The sequence below is a fragment of the Exiguobacterium sp. SH0S2 genome (assembly GCF_004337185.1).
Lineage (GTDB): Bacteria > Bacillota > Bacilli > Exiguobacteriales > Exiguobacteriaceae > Exiguobacterium > Exiguobacterium aurantiacum_A.
Genome location: NZ_SJVB01000001.1, coordinates 334,790 through 356,482, shown reverse-complemented (window position 1 = coordinate 356,482; position 21,693 = coordinate 334,790). Strand labels below are relative to the sequence as shown.

Sequence of the window (21,693 nt, the reverse complement as noted above, 5' to 3'; positions counted from 1 at the left end):
ATATGAACATGACAACTATTTCAATTAGCCAATTTAAAGATTATGAAGGACAATCGGTCCGGGTCGGTGCCTGGATCGCCAACAAACGTTCGAGTGGTAAAATCGCCTTCCTTCAACTCCGGGACGGGAGCGGGTTCGCCCAAGCCGTCGTCGTCAAAGCAGAAGTCGCGGAAGAACTGTTCGCCCTCGCAAAAGGCGTGACGCAAGAGACGTCAGTCTGGGTGACGGGTAACGTCAAATCGGATGGCGGCCGGACGCCGCTCGGCTTCGAACTCGAAGTGACAGCGATGGAAGTCATCTCGGAATCGATCGACTATCCGATCACGCCGAAAGAACACGGGACGGAGTTCTTGATGGACAACCGTCACCTCTGGCTCCGGTCGCGTCGCCAGCACGCGATCATGAAAGTCCGGAACGAATTGATCCGGGCCACATACGAGTTCTATAACCAAGAAGGATTCGTCAAGATCGATCCGCCGATCATCACGTCGAGCGCGCCGGAAGGAACGACGGAGTTGTTCGAGACGGACTACTTCGGTCAGCCAGCCTACTTGTCGCAAACAGGTCAGTTATATATGGAAGCCGCAGCGATGGCGCTCGGAAAAGTGTTCTCGTTCGGTCCGACGTTCCGCGCTGAAAAATCGAAGACACGTCGCCACTTGATCGAGTTTTGGATGATCGAGCCGGAGATGGCATTCTTCGACCATGATATGAGTCTTGATCTGCAAGAGCGTTACGTATCGTACATCGCGAAGTCAGCGCTTGACCATTGCCGGAACGAGCTTGAGTTGCTCGGACGCGACTTGGAGAAACTTGAAAAAGTTCAAGCGCCGTTCCCACGTATTCGTTATACGGACGCGATCAAGTTCTTGAAAGAAGAAGGCTTCGATGACATCGAGTACGGGGATGACTTCGGGGCGCCGCACGAGACGGCGATCGCCAACGCGCATGATTTGCCGGTGTTCATCACCCATTGGCCGAAAGAAATCAAGCCGTTCTACATGAAAGTCGACCCAGAGAACCCTGAACTCGTCCTTTGTGCCGATTTGATCGCACCTGAAGGTTACGGCGAGATCATCGGCGGTTCGCAGCGTGAAGACGACTACGACCGCTTGAAAGAAGAGATCGTCAAAGAAGGACTGGATGAGACCGATGCGTATGACTGGTATCTTGAGTTGCGTAAGTACGGCTCGGTCCCACACTCGGGCTTCGGGCTCGGTCTTGAGCGGACCGTCGCTTGGATCAGCGGAATCGAACACATCCGTGAAGCGATTCCGTTCCCACGTCTATTGAACCGAATTCACCCATAATCGCCAATCGGGGATGACTAATTGTCTTCCCCGATTGATTTGTCTAGAAAGGATGTGCGACATGGATGCACATAATCTGATCAAGCTGTTTGAACAAAGTCCGGTCGTCGTTCCGAGGAAGCTGTTCACCGATGCACGTCGTCTCAATCTCAACCCGGTCGAGTTTTGTCTCGTCGTCCACTTGTTGGAGTTGACGGGAGAAGGCATCGAGATGCCGCTTCCGAGCGAGCTCGGCGACCGGATGAACGTTCCCGAGAGCGAGGCACGCTCTGTTCTGCTCGGGCTGCTGCAAAAAGAGCTCGTCGCCATCGATGCGTCGGCGGAAGTGGAGCGTTACAGTCTGCTCCCTCTTTTCCAAGCACTCGAAGAAGACGGCGCCCCTGAAAAAAATACGCAGTCGCTAAACGAGAACCTTATCCATACGTTCGAGCGGGAGTTCGGGACGATCACGCCGTTTGAGATCGAGCAAATCGTCGGCTGGTTGACCGAAGACGGTTTCAGTGAAGAACTCATCTTGGCCGCGCTCCGCGAGGCGAAACTACGTAACGTCCGCAACTTCAAGTACATGGATAAAATCTTGAGCGTCTGGCAAGACCATAAAGTCGAGTCACTTGAAGACTTGGTCGAGTATCAACGGAGGAAAAAGTGATGTTGACGAGAGCTCAATTGAACGAAATCTCGGAGACGATGCGGCAAATGTTCCCGGACGCCCATTGTGAGCTGACCCACCGCAACCCGTTCGAACTCGTCGTCGCCGTGGCGCTGTCCGCGCAGGCGACGGACGCGCTCGTCAACCAAGTGACGCCTGGACTGTTCGAGGCGTTCCCGACGGTCGAGGCGATGGCTGCGGCTGACGTAGCGGAAATCGAGTCGCTCATTAAACGAATCGGTCTGTTTCGAAACAAGGCCAAAAACGTCAAAGCGCTATCGATGCGAATTCTTGATCTGCACGGAGGGATCGTCCCGGACGACCGGGAGTCACTCGAGGCGCTGCCTGGAGTCGGGCGCAAGACGGCGAACGTCGTGTTGTCGGTCGCCTTTCATGAACCGGCGTTCGCGGTCGATACCCACGTCGAGCGTGTGTCCAAACGGCTCGGCATCTGCCGTTGGAAAGACAACGTCCGTCAAGTCGAAGACACGCTCATGAAGAAGTTTCCCCGTGAAGAATGGTCGCAGCTCCACCACCAGTTTATCTTTTTCGGACGGTATCACTGCAAGGCACAACGGCCCGGCTGCGAGACGTGCCCGCTCTTGCATATGTGCCGCGAAGGCAAGAAGCGGATGAAGTCGCAACAAGCGACGAATTCATAAAAAAATCGCCTCGTAGATGGCTACGAGGCGATTTTTAATGGTTCCAGGGATGGTCGCTCCATTCGCGACGTTTTTTCGTGATTGGGACTTTTTTGAAGCCCCAGTTGCGGAAATCTTGGTCTGGACTGTCTTTACGAATGTAAATCTTGTCCTTAATGGCTTTGAAGATTCGGTTTTCATCCCCATAATGGACGAACCGTGGTTTCACTTCGATCACGCCGCGGCGCACGCGCGAGAGCGGCAGGCAGACGAGGTCAGCGATTTCAAGACCAGATTGATAGATCGTGCTTTGTTTCTCTGAGAAGATGAACCCTTTGATTTTTTGTCGGCTCTTCTCGACGTCGAGATGGACCGTCCCGGAGTTAAAGATATCGAAAAATGCTTTTTGAATGAGCAGGTTCTGATAATCGTCGCGCGACTCGAGAACGACACGGGCGCTGACAGCTTCCGTCTCTTCCAAAAATGCATAAAACGATTTCATCAAATGGGCGAAAGCGACGACATAAGGGTCTTTCGGCGTCGAGTAGAAATCGTGGAGCTTCTGTTTATCGACCTCGACACTGACGATCGTGCAATTGATATCGCGCAAGAAGTCTGGGAGTTTGTTCCAAAAATCACGGAGCATATCAATTGTGATCCCATCGTCTTTTCCATATGGATGCTCGGCCTTTAAAATTTCTTTTAAATGCAGTGGGATATTTTCCGTTTTGAAGACATCTCGTTTGAACGCTTGTAAGCGTCGCTTCAATTCGCACGGCATTCCGGCCTCATCGGCGTCAATCGCATACTTGTATTCCATCAATACCCCGGTCAAGTTGAACTGGGTGTTGCCTTTTGGTGTACCTGTCTCATCGACGAACATGACATACTTCTTTTGTGTCTCCATCTTACTCCTCCAACAGAGCTTAGGGATGTAGATTCTAAGCCGCCTAGTTTATTTCCAGTCCTCGCGAAGCGCTCTCGATCGCTTACTTTTTTAAAGTCTCGTCAATCAGCGTTTAGCCTGTTCACATTTCGGTTAATAAGTAGAGGACTTATTGTAGAAAAGTATTCAGTGACACGGTAACAAGGTCGTGTCAATTTGAATACACAATGTACTACACACTAGTTTAACATACGGGAGTTTGGTACGATATGGATTGCGGAAAATCCACGGAGGAGTCGAGCGACATAACTCGACAATCAGACTTCAGACGGAAGGAACGAGTGGATCAACCTGTTAAACTAGTAATTAGGGGTGACGACATTGTTCCATTATCCAAACGGGAAGAAACCGAGAGCGGCCGAGATGCCGGCAAAGTCCAGTCCGCCAACGTATGCGAATCGAGGCATGAATTTAGAGACGCTTCTGAACGATACGAACGAGTTTTATCGACTCCACGGAAAAGCGGTCATCCATAAAAAACCGACCCCGCTCCAAATCGTCAAAGTCGATTACCCGAAACGGAGCGCGGCCAAAGTGACCGAAGCGTATTTTAAGCAAGCCTCGACGACCGACTACAACGGGGTCTATCGCGGGAAATACATTGATTTTGAAGCGAAAGAGACGAACAATAAAACGTCGTTCCCGCTCGGAAACTTTCATGACCATCAAATCAATCACATGCGCGAGTGTGAGCGTCACGGAGGGATTTGTTTTGTCATCATCCGGTTTAGCCGCTATAATACGCAATATGTGTTATCAACGGAGCAATTATTACACTGGTGGGAACAGCGAGAGACGGGACGAAAGTCGATCCCACTCGCATACATTGAACAAGAGGCAATCGAAGTTCCAACACGAGCCCTTCCAGCCATCGATTATTTGACGGCGATTGAAGCGTGGCTCGATTGAATAGAAGGAGTGAAGCGTGAATGGAACGAAGTCGGATGGCGCGTCGACAAGATACGACGAAAAAGCCAAAGCAACAAACGAAAAAACCAAAACAACAAACAAAGAAACCGATGTGGAGACGCATCCTACTTATTATAGGATTGTTGTTGATCGTCGGAGTGGTCGTCGGAGGAGCTTATACAGCCTACGCGATTGCGACCGCACCGCCGCTCGATGAGGAGAAATTAGTCGATACGTACCCGATTCAGCTATTGTCGGCTGAAGGTGAACCGCTTGAAGAGAGCGGCCAGATCCGTGAGTACGTGTCAATCGATGATATTTCAGAAGTGATGCAGCAAGCGGTCATCTCGATCGAGGACCGTCGCTTCTATGAGCATAACGGGATTGACTTGCGCCGCATCGGCGGTGCCGTGCTCGCGAACGTGACCGACGGTTTCGGGTCTGAAGGTGGTTCAACGATCACGCAACAGCTCGTCAAACAGTCGTTCTTGTCGACCGACAAGAAATTAAAACGTAAATTACAAGAGCAGTGGCTCGCCGTGAAACTCGAGCGCGAGTACACGAAAGAACAGATTCTCGAGATGTACTTGAACAAGAACTACTACGGTTCAGGGGCGTGGGGTGTGCAAGCGGCCTCGAAGACGTACTTCAATAAGCCGGTGTCAGAAGTGAACTATCAAGAAGCGGCTATCTTAGCGGGACTCCCGCAACGACCGAGCGCTTATGATCCGATTGCTGGCGACCAAGAACTCACGCGTTACCGTCAAGAACAAGTGCTGTCGGCAATGAAGCGGGACGGTCATATCACAGAACAACAGTATAACGAGGCGCTCGACGTCGAGATTGCCGACGTCATCTCGCCGGGTGCGCAGACAGAAGAAGAGTCGTACACCCGTTCGATTTACGCCCGTGTCCAAGCCGAACTCGAAGAAGACTACGGCTTAGAACAGTCTGATATTTACGGGACAGGTTTGAAAGTATATACGTCGATCAATAAAGAGCTGCACGCGAAATTCAATAAAGATATTAAGACAGATAACGTGAACATTCCAAACGGTGAGTTCCCGAAAGATCTCCGCATGGGAGCGACCGTGTTGAACACGAAGACGGGTGAAATCGTCGCCGTCATCGACAGCCAACAGGCGGAACAAGGTGACAAGAACTACCGTGACTACTCGCGCGAGAAACGCCAAATCGGTTCGACGGCGAAGCCGTTCTTCGATTACGGTCCAGGGATTGAGAACGCGCAATGGTCGACCGGGAAGATCTTGATGGATGCGCCGTTTGATGAAGGCGAATTCAATCCAGGGAACTATTACACGGGGTATCGCGGCGCCAACACGATGCGCTACTACTTGACGGTTTCCGGGAACACGCCGGCCGTCCGTGCTTTCCAAGAAGTACAGGACGAGTTCGGTCCGGAAGCGATCGAATCGTTCGTCGAGAACGTCGGCATCGAACCGGCGCGTTCGGGTGATGAGTTGTTGCCCGCGAACAGTCTCGGTGTAGCAGAAGCGAGCACGACGCAAATGGCGGCCGCTTACGCGACGCTTGGTGCGAACGGGATGTATATGAAGCCGCACTTGATTCAAAAGATCGAGTTCAACGACGGATCGACGATCAACTCGCCGATCAAAGCGAAGCAGGCGATGGAAGACTATACCGCGTATATGTTGACCGATATGCTCCGTGACGTCGTCAGTGGTTCGAACGGGACTTACAAGCCAGGCGCGTTCCCGTGGGACGTCGCCGGCAAGACCGGGACGACGAACGATAAAGATAAAAATCCAAACGACAAGTGGTTCACGGGTTATACGACCGACTACTCGATTTCGGTTTGGACCGGGAAAGTACCCGGAGCTGATAAGGATGCGCTTGCTGAGGACCACGCTCAGTACTACTTCGAGTATATGATGCAAGAAGTGACGAATGCGACGGGAAGTCCAGACCGCTTCCAGCAACCGGATTCTGTCTTGTCGCTCGGCAATGAACTCTACGTCAAAGGGACGAAACCGAAAGATTTGGAACCGAAAAATCTTCCGGCACCGACCGGCGCGTCAATCAATTACGACATTCCGGCTGACAGCGGGACGTTGACGTGGTCATATAATCGTCAAGCGGTCGAAGCGGACGGCTATCAAGGTCTATCGTTCACCGTGACGGAGAAACGTCCGGACGGCAGCGAACGTGTCGTCGGAACGACGGAAGACACGAGCATTGCTATTTCGGGCCTCCAGAACGGGACGACGACGTTCACGATCGTCGCGACTGCTTCGAACCAGCTCGTAGGGGAGCAACAGTCGAGCCCGGCCCAAACGCAATACACGGTCGAACGCAGTCAAGAACCGGCTGAAGAAGAGGAAGAACCGGCAACGGAAGAGACGCCTCCAGAAGAAGAGCCGGCTGAAGAAACACCACCGAATGAGACTGACAACAATAACGGTAATGGTAACAGCGAAAACGGAAATGGAAATGGGAACAATGAAGGTGAAGAAGGAGAGACGACTGAAGAGCCGGCGACGGAGGAGACCCCTCCGGAAGAAGAATCTTCGACCGAGCTCGAATCACAGTCTAACTCAGACACGTCTGAATCAAACCAAGACCGTGAAAATGACAATCGCGAATAAATTGACTTACTTTAAACAGGGCGACATCAACGCCCTGTTTTTCTGTGTGGTTTGTTATAATGAAAAGAAAGCGAATAGGATGGTGACATATGGTTCAACTCTCTCTTAAGCGAAAGATGAAAGTGTTGTTTGTAATCGATCGACTGCAAGACGATGATCTTGGCCTGCCCCTTCACGGCGTCAACGGACTGAAGATGGGACGTATTCTGTTAGAAGAATCAATCCCGTTCGGACGATTAATCGATGATTCGGCCGTGGCAGAGGCGATCGGCCATCCTTATTTGAAACGGATCGGCGTCGAGACGATGTTTCTCGGCGATGAATCTTTTTATCCAGAACTTCTTCGCGGTAAGCGCCAAGCGCTGACGACGCACGAGGATTATCATAAAGCGGTGCAACGTTACACGAAACATTTGCAAGCAGTCCATTCGAAATGCACGAAGTTACATACCATCGTCTTGTTCGGCCGTTCGACGCACCTGTTATACAATGATGCGATGGAGCGGCTTGAAGAAGAAAATGAGCATGTCGCCGAGGCGTTCAAAGCGATGGAGGTGCTACACTTGCCTGCGGTTCATCGTCTCTTGCGTGACGAACGAATCAGTCAAGTGAAGACGATCGTGGAGCGACTTGCACCTTCAAAATCATGAAATAAGTTGGTGAGCACTATGCGGAAAAAACGTTCCGTCGAAGAGATGATTAAGACATTAAAGACCGACCCGAGTTTTTCCGCCAATGTCACACACTGGCATACGGTCGAGGCACAACCTGCAAGATACGCGGCCATCCCGTCGAGCGTCCCAGACGATCTTGTCCGGGTGTTAAACAGTCGCGGCATCGAGCAATTGTACACGCATCAGGCCGAAGCGGTCGAACAGACGTCACGTGGGAACTCGACTGTCATCGTGACGCCGACAGCTTCTGGTAAAACGCTCTGCTATAATTTGCCCGTGCTGTCTAGAATGATTGAGAAACCGACGGCACGAGCCCTCTATCTGTATCCGACGAAAGCGCTCGCGCAAGACCAGAACAGCGATTTGATGGAGATGGTCGAGGCGCTCGAAGGCGACCTCCGATGCTTCACGTATGATGGGGACACGTCGCCGGCAGCGCGGACGAAAGTACGGGACGCCGGCAACATCGTTATCACGAACCCGGATATGCTTCACTCAGGAATTTTGCCGCATCACACGAAATGGATCCGGTTGTTTGAAAACCTCGAATATATCGTTGTCGATGAACTGCATACGTATCGCGGCGTATTCGGGAGCCATGTCGCCAACGTCTTTCGGCGGCTCAAACGAATCTGTGCTTACTATGGAAGTTATCCGAAATGGATCATGACGTCCGCGACAATCGCGAACCCGGTCGAGCTGGCCGAGCTGTTGACCGAGGAAGAAGTGACGCTCGTCAACAATAATGGAGCTCCGCAAGGGAGAAAACACCTTATTTTCTATAACCCTCCGGTCGTCAATGAAGCGCTCGGGATTCGTCGGAGTGCCACGCTCGAAACGAAGCGGATCGCATCAAAACTTGTCGAGGCCGATATTCAAACGATCGTCTTCGCTCGGTCACGGGTCCGTGTCGAGGTGCTATTGACGTATTTGCAAGAATTGACGAGACGTGAACTTGGACCGAAGTCGATCGTCGGTTATCGGGGCGGTTATCTTCCGTCAGAGCGGCGTGAGATTGAACGCAGGCTCCGGAACGGTGAAATCAAAGCCGTCGTTTCGACGAACGCGCTCGAACTCGGTGTTGACATCGGTCAACTCGAGGCGTGCGTATTGAACGGATATCCCGGCACCGTCGCCTCGCTCTGGCAGCAAGCAGGAAGAGCCGGCCGTCGCCAGTCGGAATCACTCGTCATCTTCGTCGCCTCGTCGTCATCACTCGACCAACTCGTCGTCGAGCAACCAGACCTGATTTTAGAGCGTTCGCCTGAGGCGGCCCGTCTTGACCCGAACAACTTGATCATTTTAGTCGATCATATGAAGTGCGCCGCCTTCGAGCTCCCGTTCCAAAAAGGGGAGCGCTTCGGTACGGTCGAGACCGAGGATATCCTTGATTTCTTGACGGACGCGCAAATCTTGCATGAGCGTGCCAATAAATACTATTGGATGACGGACGCCTTCCCGGCCCACGACATCTCGCTGCGGACGAGCGATCAAGAGAACGTCGTCATCGTCGACCAGACGGCGAAACATCAAGTCATCGGCGAGATGGACACGTTCAGTGCGATGACGCTGCTTCACGACGAGGCGATCTATTTGCATGGGGCCGAGCAATATCAAGTCGAGAAACTCGATTTTGAAGAGAAGAAAGCGTACGTGCGGCGCGTCGATGTCGATTACTACACAGATGCGAACTTGGCCGTGGAGTTAAAAGTGCTAGAAGAAAACAAGACGAGCGGTGCCAAGACGTTCGGTGAAGTGTCAGTCATCGCGATGGCGACGCTGTTCAAGAAAATCAAGTTCGGGACGCACGAGAATATCGGATCTGGTCCGATCCACTTGCCGGAACGGGAGCTGCATACGACGTCGACGTGGTTCACGCTCGATGACCGGTTCGCTTACTCGGAAGCCGATATGGAAGATCAGCTCGAGGCCGTCAGCGACTTGTTGCGCCGGCTCGCCCCGCTCTACTTGATGTGCGACACGCTCGACTTGTTCACGACGATTCAAATGAAAGCGACCCATACGAATAAACCGACCGTCTACTTGTACGACCGCTATCCGGGCGGTATCGGCTTGAGCGAAGCGCTCTTCCGAGACGCCGCTGAAATTTTAGACGCAGCAATCCGCACGGTCGAGGATTGTCCGTGTGTGAGCGGATGCCCACGTTGCGTCGGGATGATCGGCTACGGTGACTTTAAAGACCAAGTTGTTAATCAGTTGACCGCATTGAAAGGAACGATATGAAAGCGAAGCTATCACGACTCATCAAAACAAATGAACCGAAACAAGCGACGGTCACACCAGATGACGCGGAGCAAGCCAAGTGGATTGCGCGAGGTGGCGAGATCTTGACGTTTGAAAGCGAGTGGTGCGTGCGCTTGAAAGAGATTTATCCGCTTGAAGCGACGTATCACGACTTTACGTTCGACGCGGCGAAACGTGCCCTCGGGACGGCAGACCATCCGTTCTTCACGGTCGACGTGCCGTATGACCAAGTGTTGTTCATGGATACGGAGACGACCGGGCTCCGTGGTGCCGGGACGTCCATCTTTTTGATCGGGTTCGCCCGCTTCAAGCCAGACCATCTCGAGATGATTCAGTACGTATTGCCGCACCCGGCGTTTGAGACCGCGTTCTACTATCACTTTCTCAATGACATCGGCGACGAGGTCCGGTTCGTGACGTACAATGGAAAATCGTTCGATTGGCCGCAAATCAAGACGCGTCATACGTTCGTCCGGACGAAAGTGAAGGCGTTGCCCGCCGTCGGTCATGTCGATCTGTTGCATGCGTCAAGGCGTCTGTTGAAGCCGACACTCGAGTCGGTCTCGTTAAAAGCGGTCGAGGCCCATTTTGGACATGCCCGAACGGACGATCTGCCAGGTTTTCTCGCCCCGATGCATTACTTTCAATACGTCAAAGAGCGGGACCCTGATATTTTACAACCGGTCATCGAGCACCATCACGCCGATTGCTTGAGCCTCGTGTCGCTTTATAAGCGGCTCTGTCACCTCGTCGAAGCAGACGAGCCGACATTTGGAGAAGAGCGGGCCCATTGGTTGAACGATCTAGGGAGTACGGACGAGGCACTCAAACAGTATGAACGGATCGAGCAACCGACAAAACGAGCGAAAATGCGTCAAGCGCTGCTGTTAAAGCGGACCGGCCGCATCGTCGAAGCGCTTCCTCTTTTCAAAGAAGTCGGGACGACCGAGGCGTTGGTCGAGCTAGCCAAGTATGCAGAACATCAGCAAAAAGATATCGTGTCAGCCATTCGATATACCGAGCAGGCGATTGCGATCGTGGAACAGCAAAAGACGGTCTTGAAACAGACCGTCCAAAAACAGCAACACGCGCTCAACCATCGTCTAGCTCGGTTAGAAAGGAAGAGGTTATGAAAGTTGTTGCGATTACCGGGTATCGGCCCCATGAGCTTGGGATCTTTAAAGCCGACCATCCCGGCATCGAGATCATCCAAGAAGCGTACCGCCGAAAGATCACTGAAGCAATCGAACTCGGGGCCGAATGGTTCATCTTCAGTGGAACGAACGGTTGTGAATTGTGGGCAGGACAAGTATTGTTAGAGTTAAGAGAAACACATCCGATTAAAATCGCGGTGTTTCCGCCATTTTTAGAGATGGAAGAACGGTATAAGCCGTATGAACAAGAGTTGTTCAGCCAGTTGCGGCTCGAAGCCGATTTTTTTGAACCGCTCACGCAACGTCCTTATGAAGACCCGAGTCAGTTGCGCGCAAAAACGGCGTTCTTTTTAGACAAGGCAGCAGGATTAATTACGTTGTATGACGAAGAGACGGGAGGAAGCCCCCGTTTCCTCGTTGAAGGGGCTAAACGAAAACACCAGATGGAACTATTCATGATCACACAAGACGACCTGCGTGTGATCGAGGAAGAAAAACAGTGGGAACAACAGTGGGAGTGAAGACTATGCAAACCGAATTAACAGCCGAAGCAATCTATAAACAAGAATTCAAGACGGCCCTCCGCGGCTACTCGCAAGAAGAAGTCGATCAATTTTTAGACGTCGTCATCCGGGACTATGAGAAGATGGCGAAAGAGATCGAACGTTTGCGACAAGAGAACGAATCGTTGCGCCGTGGTTCAAGCGAACCGACCGAGCCGGTGAAACCGGCCCAACCTGTCGCCTCGAACTACGATATGTTGCGTCGGATTTCAAACTTAGAAAAGGCCGTCTTCGGAAAACAAGTCGGACCTAGCGAATAACGAGAGGAGGTGGAATAGATGTTACAAGTGTTGACGGCCGTCAAGAAAGAGCCGGTGAAACGACAGACGAAAGGATTGTTCCGAACGAAAGAAGAGGTCATCTTGCCGCCGAAATCGTATACGGATGAGATCGTAGAAATCATTCGGCACACGTGTCGCTTCGATTGGATGATGATTGAACGGGTCGAAATCGGTGACAACGTGCTCGACTACGTGCTCGTCGGACCGAAAGGCGTCTTTTTAGTCCAAATCAATCGGACGACGACGGCCGTCCATGTGACGAACCGAGAGTGTCGGTTAGAAACCTCACTCGGGTGGAAAAACATCTATCCGCATCCGGTCGAAGGGCTCGAGCAGATGACGAAACAAGTTCGGAGCCTATTAAAAAAAGAATGCGGCAAGGCCGTACCGGTCACGTCATTTTTAATTTTTCCAGAAGCGTCACGTCTTAAAGTCGAACGTGTTAAAGCGAACTGTGAAGACTCGTTTGAAGCGATCGACAAAGTCATCGCCAAGACGAAACTCGAGCTCCTATCCGAGGCGACAATCAAACAAATCGCTTATTATTGTTCAGAGCGCCAGTTACATAAGTAAAAAAGGTGCCGCGGCACCTTTTTTACTTTAGTAGCTCTTTTGCTTTTTTTTCATCATTTCGGTGCACGAACAAGGCGACCCGGTCATCCAGGTTTTTGGCGAGCGGTTTAAACAAGCGTCCGGTCGGCAAGCCTTGTTCGATTCGGCACGTGACGCCTTTTTCCGTCAAATAGGTATAATCTTCGAGTAACTCCTCACCTTGTTTCCCGAACGCCTCACCAAAGCGGACCCATTGTAAGTTACGAATCGTTCGGATTGTCACGAGGATGACGAACAGCGCGCCAAGCGCAATAATCAATATAGTTTCCAACACATTCAACCCCTTCTTTACACAATTTTAAAGGGGGAAACGGTTGAAAGCAACAGCGGCGGACCGTATACTCGAAAAGAAGAGAGGGATGACTGTGAAAACGACGATACAATCACGGCGTGAAGCCGTAAAATTACTGCAAAGTGAGCACGTGCTCTACATTCGAATTCATAACGGACAGACGGGCATGATCAAATCGACGGTCGATGGCATCATCGTCGCGATACCGAACGAACAGACGGACAAAGTCGATTTTCGGAAATTAGAGGACGTGGAAGCGTTCGAGGCGTTTTATGACTTGACCCTCTCGAAACCGGGGACACTTTATTACAATGCACCATCCTGACAAAAGCTCCACTCTCACGAGTGGAGCTTTTGACTTAAGACGGTAACCAGACCGACAGTTTGTCACGTAGCGGTTCAGGTCGCATATGACGCTGTTTATGCAGCAAGTATCCGTCCGGTCGAATGACGAGGACACCCCGGCGCATGAACAAGGATTTCGCAAGTTCGTTGCCTTGGTCAAAGAAAGGACGGCTTGTTTTAGACAACGTGATGATTTGGAAGAATGATTGATGAGCGTTCAAGTATTCATATAACTCACTTGGGTCACGTTTGCCGTCATCGAGGACGAGCACTTGGAAGCGGCCATCGGCGACTTCTGAGATCTTTTGACGAAGGCCATCATCGGATCGGATCATCTCGATCTCGGGAAAAATCTTTCCTTCGGCGACCCGGATGAACGGTACACGTGAGTGCCCAGGGTAAGACAAGTGAAGCTGAGCGATTCGTTCGGTGATCTTTTCATTAATCAAATTGACGCGGGTGAACACGTCCGCTCCGACTGCTTGAAACGGCAATAAAATCGGTAGCGTCGTTTGGAGCACTTCGGTCGCGACGTTCGTCGTCTGCAAGACGTTTCTGGCGACGTGTTCACGCTCGTCCCGGTACGTGTCGACGACACTGAACGGCGCTCCTGCTTTCAGATGAAGCCAAAGCTTCCAGCCGAGGTTGAACGAGTCGGCGATGCCCGTATTCATCCCTTGGCCGCCGACGGGCGAATTGATATGCGCCGCGTCGCCCATTAAGATGACACGGTTATGGATGAACGAGTCGACCATGCGATTGTGCACCCTAAACAGCGAAAACCATTCGACCTCGTCGATTTCTACCGGCATGTGGCTCCGTTGCTCGACCAATTCGTGCAACTCGGCCTCGCTGAATGATTCGTCACTCGCGAGATTACCGGTAATCCGGATCGTGTCATCCGTCAGCGGGAATACTTCTAACACGCCACGGTCCGAGAAAAAGATGTGTACTTCTTCACGGGAGATGTTCCATTTCGCCTTCATATCGGCCAACACCCAAGACTCTTTGAACGACTTCCCGCTGAACGGGAGCGCGAGCATACGGCGAATCGAACTGTTGGCGCCATCGGCCGCAACGATATACTTGGCTTCGATCGTACGGTTCGAGTCGGATTCGAGATGGGCGAGCACACGTGTCGGATAGTGGGTCAACGAGACGAGTGACTCGCCGCGCTTGACGTAGTGCCCGTGGTCGTTCAACGCCTGTTCTAAGATAGCCTCGGTCTCGTTTTGTCGCAATAGCGTGACGAACGGGTAAGGTGTGACGAGACGTGAGAACTCGAGTTTGGCCGTCCACTGCCCAGAAAAGTATAAGTTTCCTTTTTCGATTGTTCTGGCGCGACTGAGTACTTCTTTGGCGACATCAAGGCGTGAAAATACTTCGATTGTTCGCGGCTGAATCCCGATGGCCCGTGAGTTGTTCGAAGGCGTCGTTTTTCGATCGATGATTTCAAAAGAGATTCCATATCTGGCTAATGTCAAAGCGAGTGTGAGTCCTGTCGGCCCCGCCCCGACGATCAATATATCAACTTGTTGAACCAATTCCACCATCTCCTATCATTAATAATGATATTTCCGACATTTGCCACGTTTAAACGAGGAGACGCTGGTGGAACTGTAAAACAGAGAGAGCGAGGTTGAAAATCATGAAACAATCATGGGTTACTGAAGCGAAATTACGAGAAAGTTTCTCGATGGAAGAGAATTATGAACAGACCGCCGCCGTCTTGATCCCGTTGACGCGAATCGATGACGTCTGGCACGTCGTCTTTGAAGTCCGGGCCCATACGATGCGGCGCCAACCCGGAGAGATCTCGTTCCCGGGAGGTCGGCTCGAGCGAGGGGAGACACCTGTCGAGGCCGCGGTCCGAGAGACGAGTGAAGAACTCGAGGTACCGCTCGAGACGATCGAGGTCATCGGTCGCTTACAGCCGCTCGCCACGCCGCACCGTCAACTCATCTATCCGTTCGTCGGGATGATTCCGACAGTTCCGGACGTACGTCAAACGGATGAAGTCGATCATTTGTTCACCGTTCCCGTCGAAACGTTACTGTTAATTGATCCGTTTCACGGCGAGATGGAATGGACGATGAATCCGGATCAAAATATTCCGTTTGACCGAATGGCGAACGCTAAAGCGTATGAAAAACGGGTAATTAAAATGAGAGAACCTTTTTACGAACATGAAGACTACATTATTTGGGGATTGACTGGAAAAATTTTGTCACAATTCATCAAATGTACAAAAGAAAACGTATTCAAACCTATATAATTTAGTTATAATGATAAAAACAAATTTAAGATTGGAAGTGAATGGGTGTGTCTTTAGAATTCGCTGTGGGTGATATCGTTAAGTCAACTCGTGAAGGATGGGTCGCAGAAGTGACTGCCGTATTAACGAATACGGTCATCGGGGACGTTTCCATCATGGAGGAATATCAACAGCTCGGCCTCGAGTTTGAGAAACAAGTTTTGTTGAAAAAAGAATTGGAATTGATTGAACGCGCCAGCTGACCTTTTAACCGAAAGGGATGATTCAGGTGTCCATTGACAAAAAAGTTCGTGAATGGAAAGAGGCGGGTTTGCTAGATGAAACGACCGGTCAACGGTTGATTGATTTTGAATATAAGAAATTGGCGGTTAGTGACAAACGTGAGCACAAACCGCCAATTCTTGTCATTATCGGATCAATCCTGCTCGCCCTTAGTCTATTCAGTTTTGTCGCCGCCAACTGGCAAGCGATCCCAGACCTCGTCAAAGTATCCATATTCCTTGTCTTCATGCTCGGGATGTACGTAGCAGCGGAGCGGCTTCAAGTGAAAGCCCCTCGGTATGTGACGTTGTTCCGCGTCCTCGGCGTCGTTTTCTTCGTCGCCACGATGATTGTCATCTTCACAACGTATAATCTTTCCTCGCAACTACCGCTTCTGTTCTGGCTATTCTTTGCTGTCGCCGTCCTGCACAAACTGATCTATAAGCACCCGATCTTCACGTTCATCGCAGCGCTAGCCGCTTTTTTAGCGGTCACGAACAGTTTTCAAGGAATCGGGATCACACTCATCCTGTTCGGCCTGCTCGTGACGTGGGTTTGGTTCCATTACGGTGATAACGAGCTCGACCGGATTTTCGCCTGGTTCAGCTTTTACGGACTGTTGCTCACGATCGGTCAGTATATCGATTACGAGGGACGGTTTTGGCCGCTTTGGGCACTCGCAGCACTGCATATCCTGTTCCTCGTCTACCGGGAGCGGGCTCAGTGGCAGTATCTCTACTTGTTCGTCGCTGCCATCTTGTCCATCGGTTACTTGGTCAATGCGACCGAGGGTTGGTTGTCTCAACGTCAGCCGTCCGTCATCGAGGCCACGCTGCTTTCCGTCGTCCTCGTGGCTGTGTACTTGACACATCGTCGCCCCGATTTGCTGTGGGTGAGCCTACTCGCGGTCATCCCGTTCTCGCTATTCGAAGATTCAGGTATCTTACTCGCGATCTTGCTTGAAGTGGTGGCGCTCGCTTACTTGATCATGCAAGACCATGAGCGGAAACCGATCGTTTTGGCGTTCATCTATTTCTTACTTGTCCAAATGACGATCTACTTCATTTATGTTTGGGACCGGCTCGACATCTCGCTCTTCTTCTTGATCGGGGCGTTGATCGTATTCGCGTTGTCGCTCGCGTTGTGGTGGCGTAGCCGTACGAGAGGGGATGCTCGGACATGAAACGAATCACTCCTTGGCTTGTACCGATCGTACAAGTATTGATTGCCATCGGTTTTATCTTGCTCGTTTATGCGGTGTCTTGGTTCGGCCAGTCGTATACGTTCAAAGCGACGTCGTACGAGCCGTATGACCCATTTTTTGGGGATTACGTCTATCTCGAGTTCGATTCGTTGCAAGGGCGACAAGATGTCGATTCCGGGACGGTCTACGTCTCATTCAAAACGGATGACGCTGGTTTTGCCACAATCGACCGGGTCAGCTCCCGACCGTTCTTTGGTGGGACGCGGGCTGAATATTACGATCGCCAAGTCTTCATCACCGACATGAGTTCATACCGTGTCGCCGAGGACGAGAAAGCTGTGATCGAAGGTGCGAAAACGTTCGAAGTTGAAGTCGATGTGGCGCCTTGGGGGATGGTCCGGGCTCATGATTTACGTCCAATCGAAGCTGAAACAGAATGACAAACAGATTACAGATTTGTTACGAGAACGTTTGTAACCGATCTGTAATTTTTTTGTTAGGTCGCTTGTATAGCAACGTTTTCGGCAATTGTTACAATCTGTAACTAAGCGTTCGCCCATATGTCAGCAATATTTCACTTCGTCAAAACCACTTCTCGGGTTCGAGACGGCATGGTAAATTTACTCCTGTTCGTTAGAAGACGAGAAAGGGATGACCTAATTTCAATGACATTCTTAAAATATATGATGACGCTTCTGTTTGTCCTAGCCGGTACGTTCGTGGTATCTACGACTGCCCACGCCGCTCAAATTGGAATCGGAACAGAACAGAAAATCGTACAAAACCCGCTTGAATTGGAACGGATTGCGATCGAGCTTGAACGCCAACAAAAAATCGAGCGTGAAAAGCGACTCGCGGAAGAGAAGCGCCTCGCTGAAGAGAAACGAGTGGCAGAAGAACAAGCCAAGCAGCAGGCAGAGCGGGAAGCGAAACGGTTGGCGGAAGCCAAGCGAATCGCGGCTGAGGAAGCGCGGCTTGCAGAAGCAGCGAAACGCCAGGCAGAAGCGACGGCAAAGCAAGCGAAAGCAGAGCAAGCCACGACAAACGCTGTGGCGACACCTGTCTCGACAAGCAGCGGGCGCGTCATTCAAGCCGAGTCGACAGCTTACACGAATGATGCGGCAGACAATGGCTCATACGGAGGCCGGGTGTTGACGGCGACGGGACACGACGTGACGGATTCGATTTTTTATAACGGCATGCGCATCATCGCCGTCGATCCGGGCGTCATCCCGCTCGGTACGGTCGTACAGATCGAAGGGATCGGTCAAGCGATCGCTCTCGATACAGGGGGACGCATTAAAGGCAACATCGTCGATCTACTCGTCGATACGAAGAGCGAGGCGATCAATTGGGGTCGTCGCCACGTTACCATCACACTTCCATAACGAAAAGGTTCTCCCGCGGGAGAACCTTTTGTTGTTTAACAATCGTTGGAAACGGGCAAACTAATATTTGACTTTCATATAACGTGAAAAGCCGAGGAGGGATTGTGTTGATTGAATTTCAAAATGTTTCCAAGCGTTATGATGATGGGACATTGGCCGTCGAAAACTTGAGTTTGACGGTACGAAAAGGAGAGATTTTCGTATTGATTGGGCCATCAGGTTGTGGCAAGACGACGACGATGAAGATGGTGAATCGTCTGATTGACCACACTGACGGGAAAATCCTGATTGATGAGCGCGAAATCTATCAGTTCGATATTTATGAACTGCGACGCAACATCGGCTATGTGCTCCAACAAATCGCATTGTTCCCGCATTTGACGGTCGAAGAGAACATCGCCGTCGTTCCGGACCTATTGAAATGGCCGAAGACGAAGACGAAAGACCGTGTGACCGAACTGATGAAAATCGCCGGTCTCGACCCTGTCCTCCGTTCTAAAAAACCGCCTGAACTGTCGGGTGGTCAACAACAACGAGTCGGCGTCCTGCGAGCGCTCGCGGCCGACCCGGAAGTCATTTTAATGGATGAACCGTTCTCGGCGCTCGATCCGATCAGTCGGGCCCAGCTCCAAGATGACATCAAACGGTTGAACGATGAGTTAGGGAAGACGATTCTGTTCGTCACTCATGACATTGAGGAGGCGATGAAACTCGGGGACCGGATCGCTCTCATGCGTGACGGGAAACTGGTCATCGTCGGCACGCCTGACGAGATTCGAGCGAGTGATGATCCGTTCGTGCTCGACTTTACACAACACGGAAGAGGTGAGGTAGATGCTTGAAACGTTCCAAAACCGACGCGGGGAATTGGTCGAAGCGCTAATCGAGCATTTACAACTTTCTGTCGTCTCCCTTTTGATTGCGGTGTTGATTGCGGTCCCGCTAGGTATCTGGCTGACGCGGCGTAAAAAAGTGGCTGAAACGGCAATCGGCTTCACCGCCATCATCCAAACGATTCCTTCTTTGGCTCTACTCGGTCTTATGATTCCGCTCGTTGGGATCGGTGCACTTCCTGCCACGATTGCGCTCGTTCTGTACGCGTTGTTGCCAATCCTTCGCAATACGTTCACAGGGTTGAACGAAGTCGATAAGTCACTGATCGAAGCCGCGCAAGGTTGCGGCATGAAACCGAACCAAAGTTTGATGAGAGTCGAACTACCGCTCGCACTACCGGTCATCATGGCCGGGATTCGAACGGCGATGGTGTTAATTGTCGGTACAGCCACGCTGGCGGCACTCGTCGGAGCAGGCGGACTCGGGACGTTGATCCTGCTTGGAATTAACCGAAACGACAACTATTTGATTTTGCTCGGAGCGATTCCAGCAGCCATTCTCGCATTACTGTTCGACTTCTTGCTCCGTCAAATGGAAGGTGCGACGGCGACCCGCAACAAGACGAAGCTGATCGCCGTATCGACCGTCTTGGCGTTAATTATCGCAGCACCGCTCGCATTGGGACGCACCCAACAGACCGACCTCGTCGTCGCCGGGAAGCTCGGTCCCGAGCCGGAGATCTTGATGAACATGTACAAACTGTTGATCGAAGAAGAGACGGATCTGACCGTATCGGTCCGTCCGAACTTCGGAGAGACGACGTTCGTATGGGGAGCTTTAAAATCCGGTGATGTCGATATTTATCCTGAATTCACCGGGACGGTACTCGCGAGTTTAGTGAAAGAAACACCGAATTCAAACGATGCCCGTGAAGTGTACGAACAAGCACGGGATGCGCTAGCAGACGACGGCTTCGCTTTACTTGAACCGATGCAGTTCAATAACACGTACGCCATCGCGATCCCGCGTGACTATGCGGAAACTGAAGGCGTCACGACGATTTCTGATTTACGTAGCGTGCAAAATGACATCCAGGCCGGGTTCACGCTCGAGTTCACGGACCGTGAAGACGGATATCCAGGACTTCAGCAAGCGTACGGACTTGATTTCCCTTCTGTCGTTTCGATGGAGCAGAAACTTCGTTACCGCGCCATCGCACGGGGCGACGTCAATCTTGTTGATGCGTATGCGACCGACCCGGATATCGCCGAAAACGACCTGCTCGTGTTAGAAGACGATCAACAGTTCTTCCCGCCTTATCAAGGTGCTCCACTCTTGAAAGCAGAAACGCTTGAAGAACATCCGGAAATCGAGGACGCGCTCAACCAGTTGGGCGGACTCATCACTGACGAAGAGATGTCTGAATTGAACCGTCGGGTCGCTTACGGGAAAGAACGGGCCTACGACGTGGCCGAAGACTTCTTGGAACAAGCGGGTCTATTATGAAGGCGATGATCATTTCGAACCCGAAGTCGGGTGCGAGCGAGACGATGCTCGGCGAAGTGGTCGGGACAATCGAGTCGATGTATCAAGAGATTCTCATCCGAAAGACGCTAGCTGAAGGGGATGCAGCGCACCTTGCTCGAACGAGCAGTGGGTTCGATCATTTGATCGTCATCGGTGGGGATGGGACGCTTCATGAAGTCGTCAACGGATTGATGGCGTTGCCTCGTGACGAACGTCCGAGCGTCGGTCTCGTACCGGCGGGGACGTGCAACGACTTCGCGAGGGCGATTGATCTGCCTGTCGAACCGATTGAGGCGGCTCGCCTGTTTAAAATGAGCGAGCAGCAATCGGTCGATGTGATGCGTGTCAACGACCGGTTCGGTCTCAACTTTGTCGGGGTCGGATTGATCGCGGACGCTTCCCGACAGATCGATCCGCTCCAAAAAGAAACGCTCGGCTCGATCGGATACTTTTTAGCGACGATCCGTCAGTTCCGCGAACTCGATCCGTTCAAGGTCCGTATCGAGCGGGCGGGCGAGGTCATCCACGATGGGGCCGTCAGTTTTCTATACGTCGGCAACGGTGCCTATCTCGGAACGGTCCCGACGAAGCTCGCGACGCAATCGTTCACGGACGGTCTCGTCGAAGTCGTCCATAGCTCGGCCATCGGCTTCCCGATGATTCGTCAGCTATTGACGCAACAGCTCGGACTCGAACAGTCGTCGCCAGAATGGGTCCATCTCCAAATGGAGCAACTTGATGTGTTTTTACGTGAGCCACAAGTCATCGATGTGGACGGTGAACACTTTGAGACGGATCATTTACAGATTGAAGTGTTGCCGAATGAGCTGACATTTCTCGTCCCATAATCGTTTACGAAGGCAGAGGAAAGAATTCAGACTTTTCTCTGTTTTTTGTTGTTCTCGTTTCTGAACCGTGTTAGTATTTCACTATTAT

22 protein-coding genes and 1 pseudogene are annotated in these 21,693 nt (G+C 51.6%); 20 read left to right on the top strand and 3 right to left on the bottom strand.

Annotation, left to right across the window (positions count from 1 at the left end; all coding sequences use genetic code 11):
- The first annotated feature begins 8 nt into the window (after positions 1–8).
- The 3 genes from asnS (at position 9) to nth (ending at position 2,621) form a co-directional block, all read left to right on the top strand.
- Positions 9–1,310: an asparagine--tRNA ligase gene (gene asnS / locus EVJ21_RS01845; RefSeq protein WP_070327410.1), complete on the top strand. Its 1,302-nt coding sequence runs from the start codon at positions 9–11 to the stop codon at positions 1,308–1,310.
- 61 nt (positions 1,311–1,371) lie between these two features.
- Complete coding sequence (locus tag EVJ21_RS01840; protein ID WP_070327409.1) at positions 1,372–1,959, top strand: DnaD domain-containing protein; 588 nt, start codon at positions 1,372–1,374, stop codon at positions 1,957–1,959.
- Complete coding sequence (gene nth / locus EVJ21_RS01835) at positions 1,959–2,621, top strand: endonuclease III (protein ID WP_071399673.1); 663 nt, start codon at positions 1,959–1,961, stop codon at positions 2,619–2,621. The genes EVJ21_RS01840 and nth overlap by 1 nt, the downstream gene beginning before the upstream one ends.
- A gap of 34 nt (positions 2,622–2,655) precedes the next feature.
- Here the strand turns inward: nth and EVJ21_RS01830 are convergent, their stop codons facing one another.
- Positions 2,656–3,507 carry a DUF3800 domain-containing protein gene (locus EVJ21_RS01830; protein WP_083273962.1) on the bottom strand — a complete coding sequence of 284 codons (852 nt, stop codon included), beginning with the start codon at positions 3,505–3,507 and terminating at the stop codon, positions 2,656–2,658.
- A 351-nt stretch (positions 3,508–3,858) separates the two neighbouring features.
- Between EVJ21_RS01830 and recU the strand changes: the two genes are divergently transcribed.
- From recU to EVJ21_RS01790, 8 genes are all read left to right on the top strand, one after another.
- A complete protein-coding gene (gene recU, locus EVJ21_RS01825; RefSeq protein ID WP_083273961.1) occupies positions 3,859–4,455 on the top strand; it encodes a Holliday junction resolvase RecU in 597 nt (198 codons plus the stop codon).
- A 20-nt stretch (positions 4,456–4,475) separates the two neighbouring features.
- On the top strand, positions 4,476–7,082 hold the full coding sequence (locus tag EVJ21_RS01820) for a transglycosylase domain-containing protein (RefSeq protein ID WP_131489817.1): 2,607 nt from the start codon (positions 4,476–4,478) through the stop codon (positions 7,080–7,082).
- An 89-nt stretch (positions 7,083–7,171) separates the two neighbouring features.
- Positions 7,172–7,732 (top strand): hypothetical protein, encoded by a 561-nt coding sequence (locus EVJ21_RS01815; RefSeq protein WP_233589592.1) that lies wholly within the window; start codon positions 7,172–7,174, stop codon positions 7,730–7,732.
- Positions 7,733–7,750: 18 nt separating this feature from the next.
- Positions 7,751–10,000: a DEAD/DEAH box helicase gene (locus tag EVJ21_RS01810; protein ID WP_070327406.1), complete on the top strand. Its 2,250-nt coding sequence runs from the start codon at positions 7,751–7,753 to the stop codon at positions 9,998–10,000.
- The gene (locus EVJ21_RS01805) at positions 9,997–11,154 is read left to right on the top strand and encodes a ribonuclease H-like domain-containing protein (RefSeq protein WP_131489816.1); all 1,158 of its coding nucleotides are present in this window, start codon (positions 9,997–9,999) and stop codon (positions 11,152–11,154) included. The genes EVJ21_RS01810 and EVJ21_RS01805 overlap by 4 nt, the downstream gene beginning before the upstream one ends.
- On the top strand, positions 11,151–11,696 hold the full coding sequence (locus EVJ21_RS01800; RefSeq protein WP_016509942.1) for an SLOG family protein: 546 nt from the start codon (positions 11,151–11,153) through the stop codon (positions 11,694–11,696). The genes EVJ21_RS01805 and EVJ21_RS01800 overlap by 4 nt, the downstream gene beginning before the upstream one ends.
- A 5-nt stretch (positions 11,697–11,701) precedes the next feature.
- Positions 11,702–11,998, top strand: a complete 297-nt coding sequence (gene gpsB / locus EVJ21_RS01795) for a cell division regulator GpsB (RefSeq protein ID WP_051121542.1) — start codon at positions 11,702–11,704, stop codon at positions 11,996–11,998.
- 18 nt (positions 11,999–12,016) lie between these two features.
- Positions 12,017–12,592, top strand: a complete 576-nt coding sequence (locus EVJ21_RS01790) for a nuclease-related domain-containing protein (protein WP_070327404.1) — start codon at positions 12,017–12,019, stop codon at positions 12,590–12,592.
- A 22-nt stretch (positions 12,593–12,614) separates the two neighbouring features.
- Here the strand turns inward: EVJ21_RS01790 and EVJ21_RS01785 are convergent, their stop codons facing one another.
- The gene (locus tag EVJ21_RS01785) at positions 12,615–12,905 is read right to left on the bottom strand and encodes a hypothetical protein (protein WP_236633730.1); all 291 of its coding nucleotides are present in this window, start codon (positions 12,903–12,905) and stop codon (positions 12,615–12,617) included.
- Between the two features lie 91 nt (positions 12,906–12,996).
- Here EVJ21_RS01785 and EVJ21_RS01780 point away from each other — a divergent pair, with 91 nt between their 5' ends.
- The gene (locus EVJ21_RS01780) at positions 12,997–13,248 is read left to right on the top strand and encodes a hypothetical protein (protein ID WP_236633386.1); all 252 of its coding nucleotides are present in this window, start codon (positions 12,997–12,999) and stop codon (positions 13,246–13,248) included.
- A 34-nt stretch (positions 13,249–13,282) separates the two neighbouring features.
- Here EVJ21_RS01780 and EVJ21_RS01775 read toward each other — a convergent pair whose 3' ends face one another.
- Positions 13,283–14,821, bottom strand: coding sequence for an FAD-dependent monooxygenase (locus EVJ21_RS01775; protein ID WP_083273960.1), 1,539 nt, complete (start codon positions 14,819–14,821; stop codon positions 13,283–13,285).
- 95 nt (positions 14,822–14,916) lie between these two features.
- Here EVJ21_RS01775 and EVJ21_RS01770 point away from each other — a divergent pair, with 95 nt between their 5' ends.
- From EVJ21_RS01770 to EVJ21_RS01735, 8 genes and pseudogenes are all read left to right on the top strand, one after another.
- Positions 14,917–15,543 (top strand): NUDIX hydrolase, encoded by a 627-nt coding sequence (locus EVJ21_RS01770; RefSeq protein WP_083274014.1) that lies wholly within the window; start codon positions 14,917–14,919, stop codon positions 15,541–15,543.
- A 41-nt stretch (positions 15,544–15,584) separates the two neighbouring features.
- Positions 15,585–15,785, top strand: a complete 201-nt coding sequence (locus tag EVJ21_RS01765) for a DUF2187 family protein (protein WP_035386447.1) — start codon at positions 15,585–15,587, stop codon at positions 15,783–15,785.
- 17 nt (positions 15,786–15,802) lie between these two features.
- On the top strand, positions 15,803–16,987 hold the full coding sequence (locus EVJ21_RS01760) for a DUF2157 domain-containing protein (protein ID WP_070327402.1): 1,185 nt from the start codon (positions 15,803–15,805) through the stop codon (positions 16,985–16,987).
- Complete coding sequence (locus EVJ21_RS01755; RefSeq protein ID WP_016509950.1) at positions 16,984–17,448, top strand: GDYXXLXY domain-containing protein; 465 nt, start codon at positions 16,984–16,986, stop codon at positions 17,446–17,448. The genes EVJ21_RS01760 and EVJ21_RS01755 overlap by 4 nt, the downstream gene beginning before the upstream one ends.
- Before the next feature lie 225 nt (positions 17,449–17,673).
- A complete protein-coding gene (locus EVJ21_RS01750) occupies positions 17,674–18,396 on the top strand; it encodes a 3D domain-containing protein (RefSeq protein ID WP_131465212.1) in 723 nt (240 codons plus the stop codon).
- A 107-nt stretch (positions 18,397–18,503) separates the two neighbouring features.
- Positions 18,504–19,172 (top strand): annotated as a pseudogene (locus EVJ21_RS01745) (ABC transporter ATP-binding protein); the annotation flags it as partial.
- A gap of 58 nt (positions 19,173–19,230) precedes the next feature.
- A complete protein-coding gene (locus EVJ21_RS01740; protein WP_070327398.1) occupies positions 19,231–20,736 on the top strand; it encodes an ABC transporter permease/substrate-binding protein in 1,506 nt (501 codons plus the stop codon).
- Positions 20,733–21,605 (top strand): diacylglycerol/lipid kinase family protein, encoded by an 873-nt coding sequence (locus EVJ21_RS01735; RefSeq protein ID WP_131440138.1) that lies wholly within the window; start codon positions 20,733–20,735, stop codon positions 21,603–21,605. Before EVJ21_RS01740 ends, EVJ21_RS01735 begins: the two co-directional genes overlap by 4 nt.
- The last annotated feature ends 88 nt before the right edge of the window (positions 21,606–21,693 follow it).

What these genes read in the sequence shown, in the direction of transcription:
- gpsB (WP_051121542.1), top strand. Translation starts at nt 11,702, where the DNA reads ATGCAAACCGAATTAACAGCCGAAGCAATCTATAAACAAGAATTCAAG.
- EVJ21_RS01775 (WP_083273960.1), bottom strand. Translation starts at nt 14,821, where the DNA reads ATGGTGGAATTGGTTCAACAAGTTGATATATTGATCGTCGGGGCGGGG.
- EVJ21_RS01735 (WP_131440138.1), top strand. Translation starts at nt 20,733, where the DNA reads ATGAAGGCGATGATCATTTCGAACCCGAAGTCGGGTGCGAGCGAGACG.
- EVJ21_RS01760 (WP_070327402.1), top strand. Translation starts at nt 15,803, where the DNA reads ATGATTCAGGTGTCCATTGACAAAAAAGTTCGTGAATGGAAAGAGGCG.
- asnS (WP_070327410.1), top strand. Translation starts at nt 9, where the DNA reads ATGACAACTATTTCAATTAGCCAATTTAAAGATTATGAAGGACAATCG.
- EVJ21_RS01800 (WP_016509942.1), top strand. Translation starts at nt 11,151, where the DNA reads ATGAAAGTTGTTGCGATTACCGGGTATCGGCCCCATGAGCTTGGGATC.
- EVJ21_RS01740 (WP_070327398.1), top strand. Translation starts at nt 19,231, where the DNA reads ATGCTTGAAACGTTCCAAAACCGACGCGGGGAATTGGTCGAAGCGCTA.
- EVJ21_RS01750 (WP_131465212.1), top strand. Translation starts at nt 17,674, where the DNA reads ATGACATTCTTAAAATATATGATGACGCTTCTGTTTGTCCTAGCCGGT.
- EVJ21_RS01815 (WP_233589592.1), top strand. Translation starts at nt 7,172, where the DNA reads ATGGTTCAACTCTCTCTTAAGCGAAAGATGAAAGTGTTGTTTGTAATC.
- EVJ21_RS01805 (WP_131489816.1), top strand. Translation starts at nt 9,997, where the DNA reads ATGAAAGCGAAGCTATCACGACTCATCAAAACAAATGAACCGAAACAA.
- EVJ21_RS01765 (WP_035386447.1), top strand. Translation starts at nt 15,585, where the DNA reads ATGGGTGTGTCTTTAGAATTCGCTGTGGGTGATATCGTTAAGTCAACT.
- EVJ21_RS01770 (WP_083274014.1), top strand. Translation starts at nt 14,917, where the DNA reads ATGAAACAATCATGGGTTACTGAAGCGAAATTACGAGAAAGTTTCTCG.
- EVJ21_RS01755 (WP_016509950.1), top strand. Translation starts at nt 16,984, where the DNA reads ATGAAACGAATCACTCCTTGGCTTGTACCGATCGTACAAGTATTGATT.
- EVJ21_RS01810 (WP_070327406.1), top strand. Translation starts at nt 7,751, where the DNA reads ATGCGGAAAAAACGTTCCGTCGAAGAGATGATTAAGACATTAAAGACC.
- EVJ21_RS01790 (WP_070327404.1), top strand. Translation starts at nt 12,017, where the DNA reads ATGTTACAAGTGTTGACGGCCGTCAAGAAAGAGCCGGTGAAACGACAG.
- EVJ21_RS01820 (WP_131489817.1), top strand. Translation starts at nt 4,476, where the DNA reads ATGGAACGAAGTCGGATGGCGCGTCGACAAGATACGACGAAAAAGCCA.
- EVJ21_RS01830 (WP_083273962.1), bottom strand. Translation starts at nt 3,507, where the DNA reads ATGGAGACACAAAAGAAGTATGTCATGTTCGTCGATGAGACAGGTACA.
- EVJ21_RS01840 (WP_070327409.1), top strand. Translation starts at nt 1,372, where the DNA reads ATGGATGCACATAATCTGATCAAGCTGTTTGAACAAAGTCCGGTCGTC.
- nth (WP_071399673.1), top strand. Translation starts at nt 1,959, where the DNA reads ATGTTGACGAGAGCTCAATTGAACGAAATCTCGGAGACGATGCGGCAA.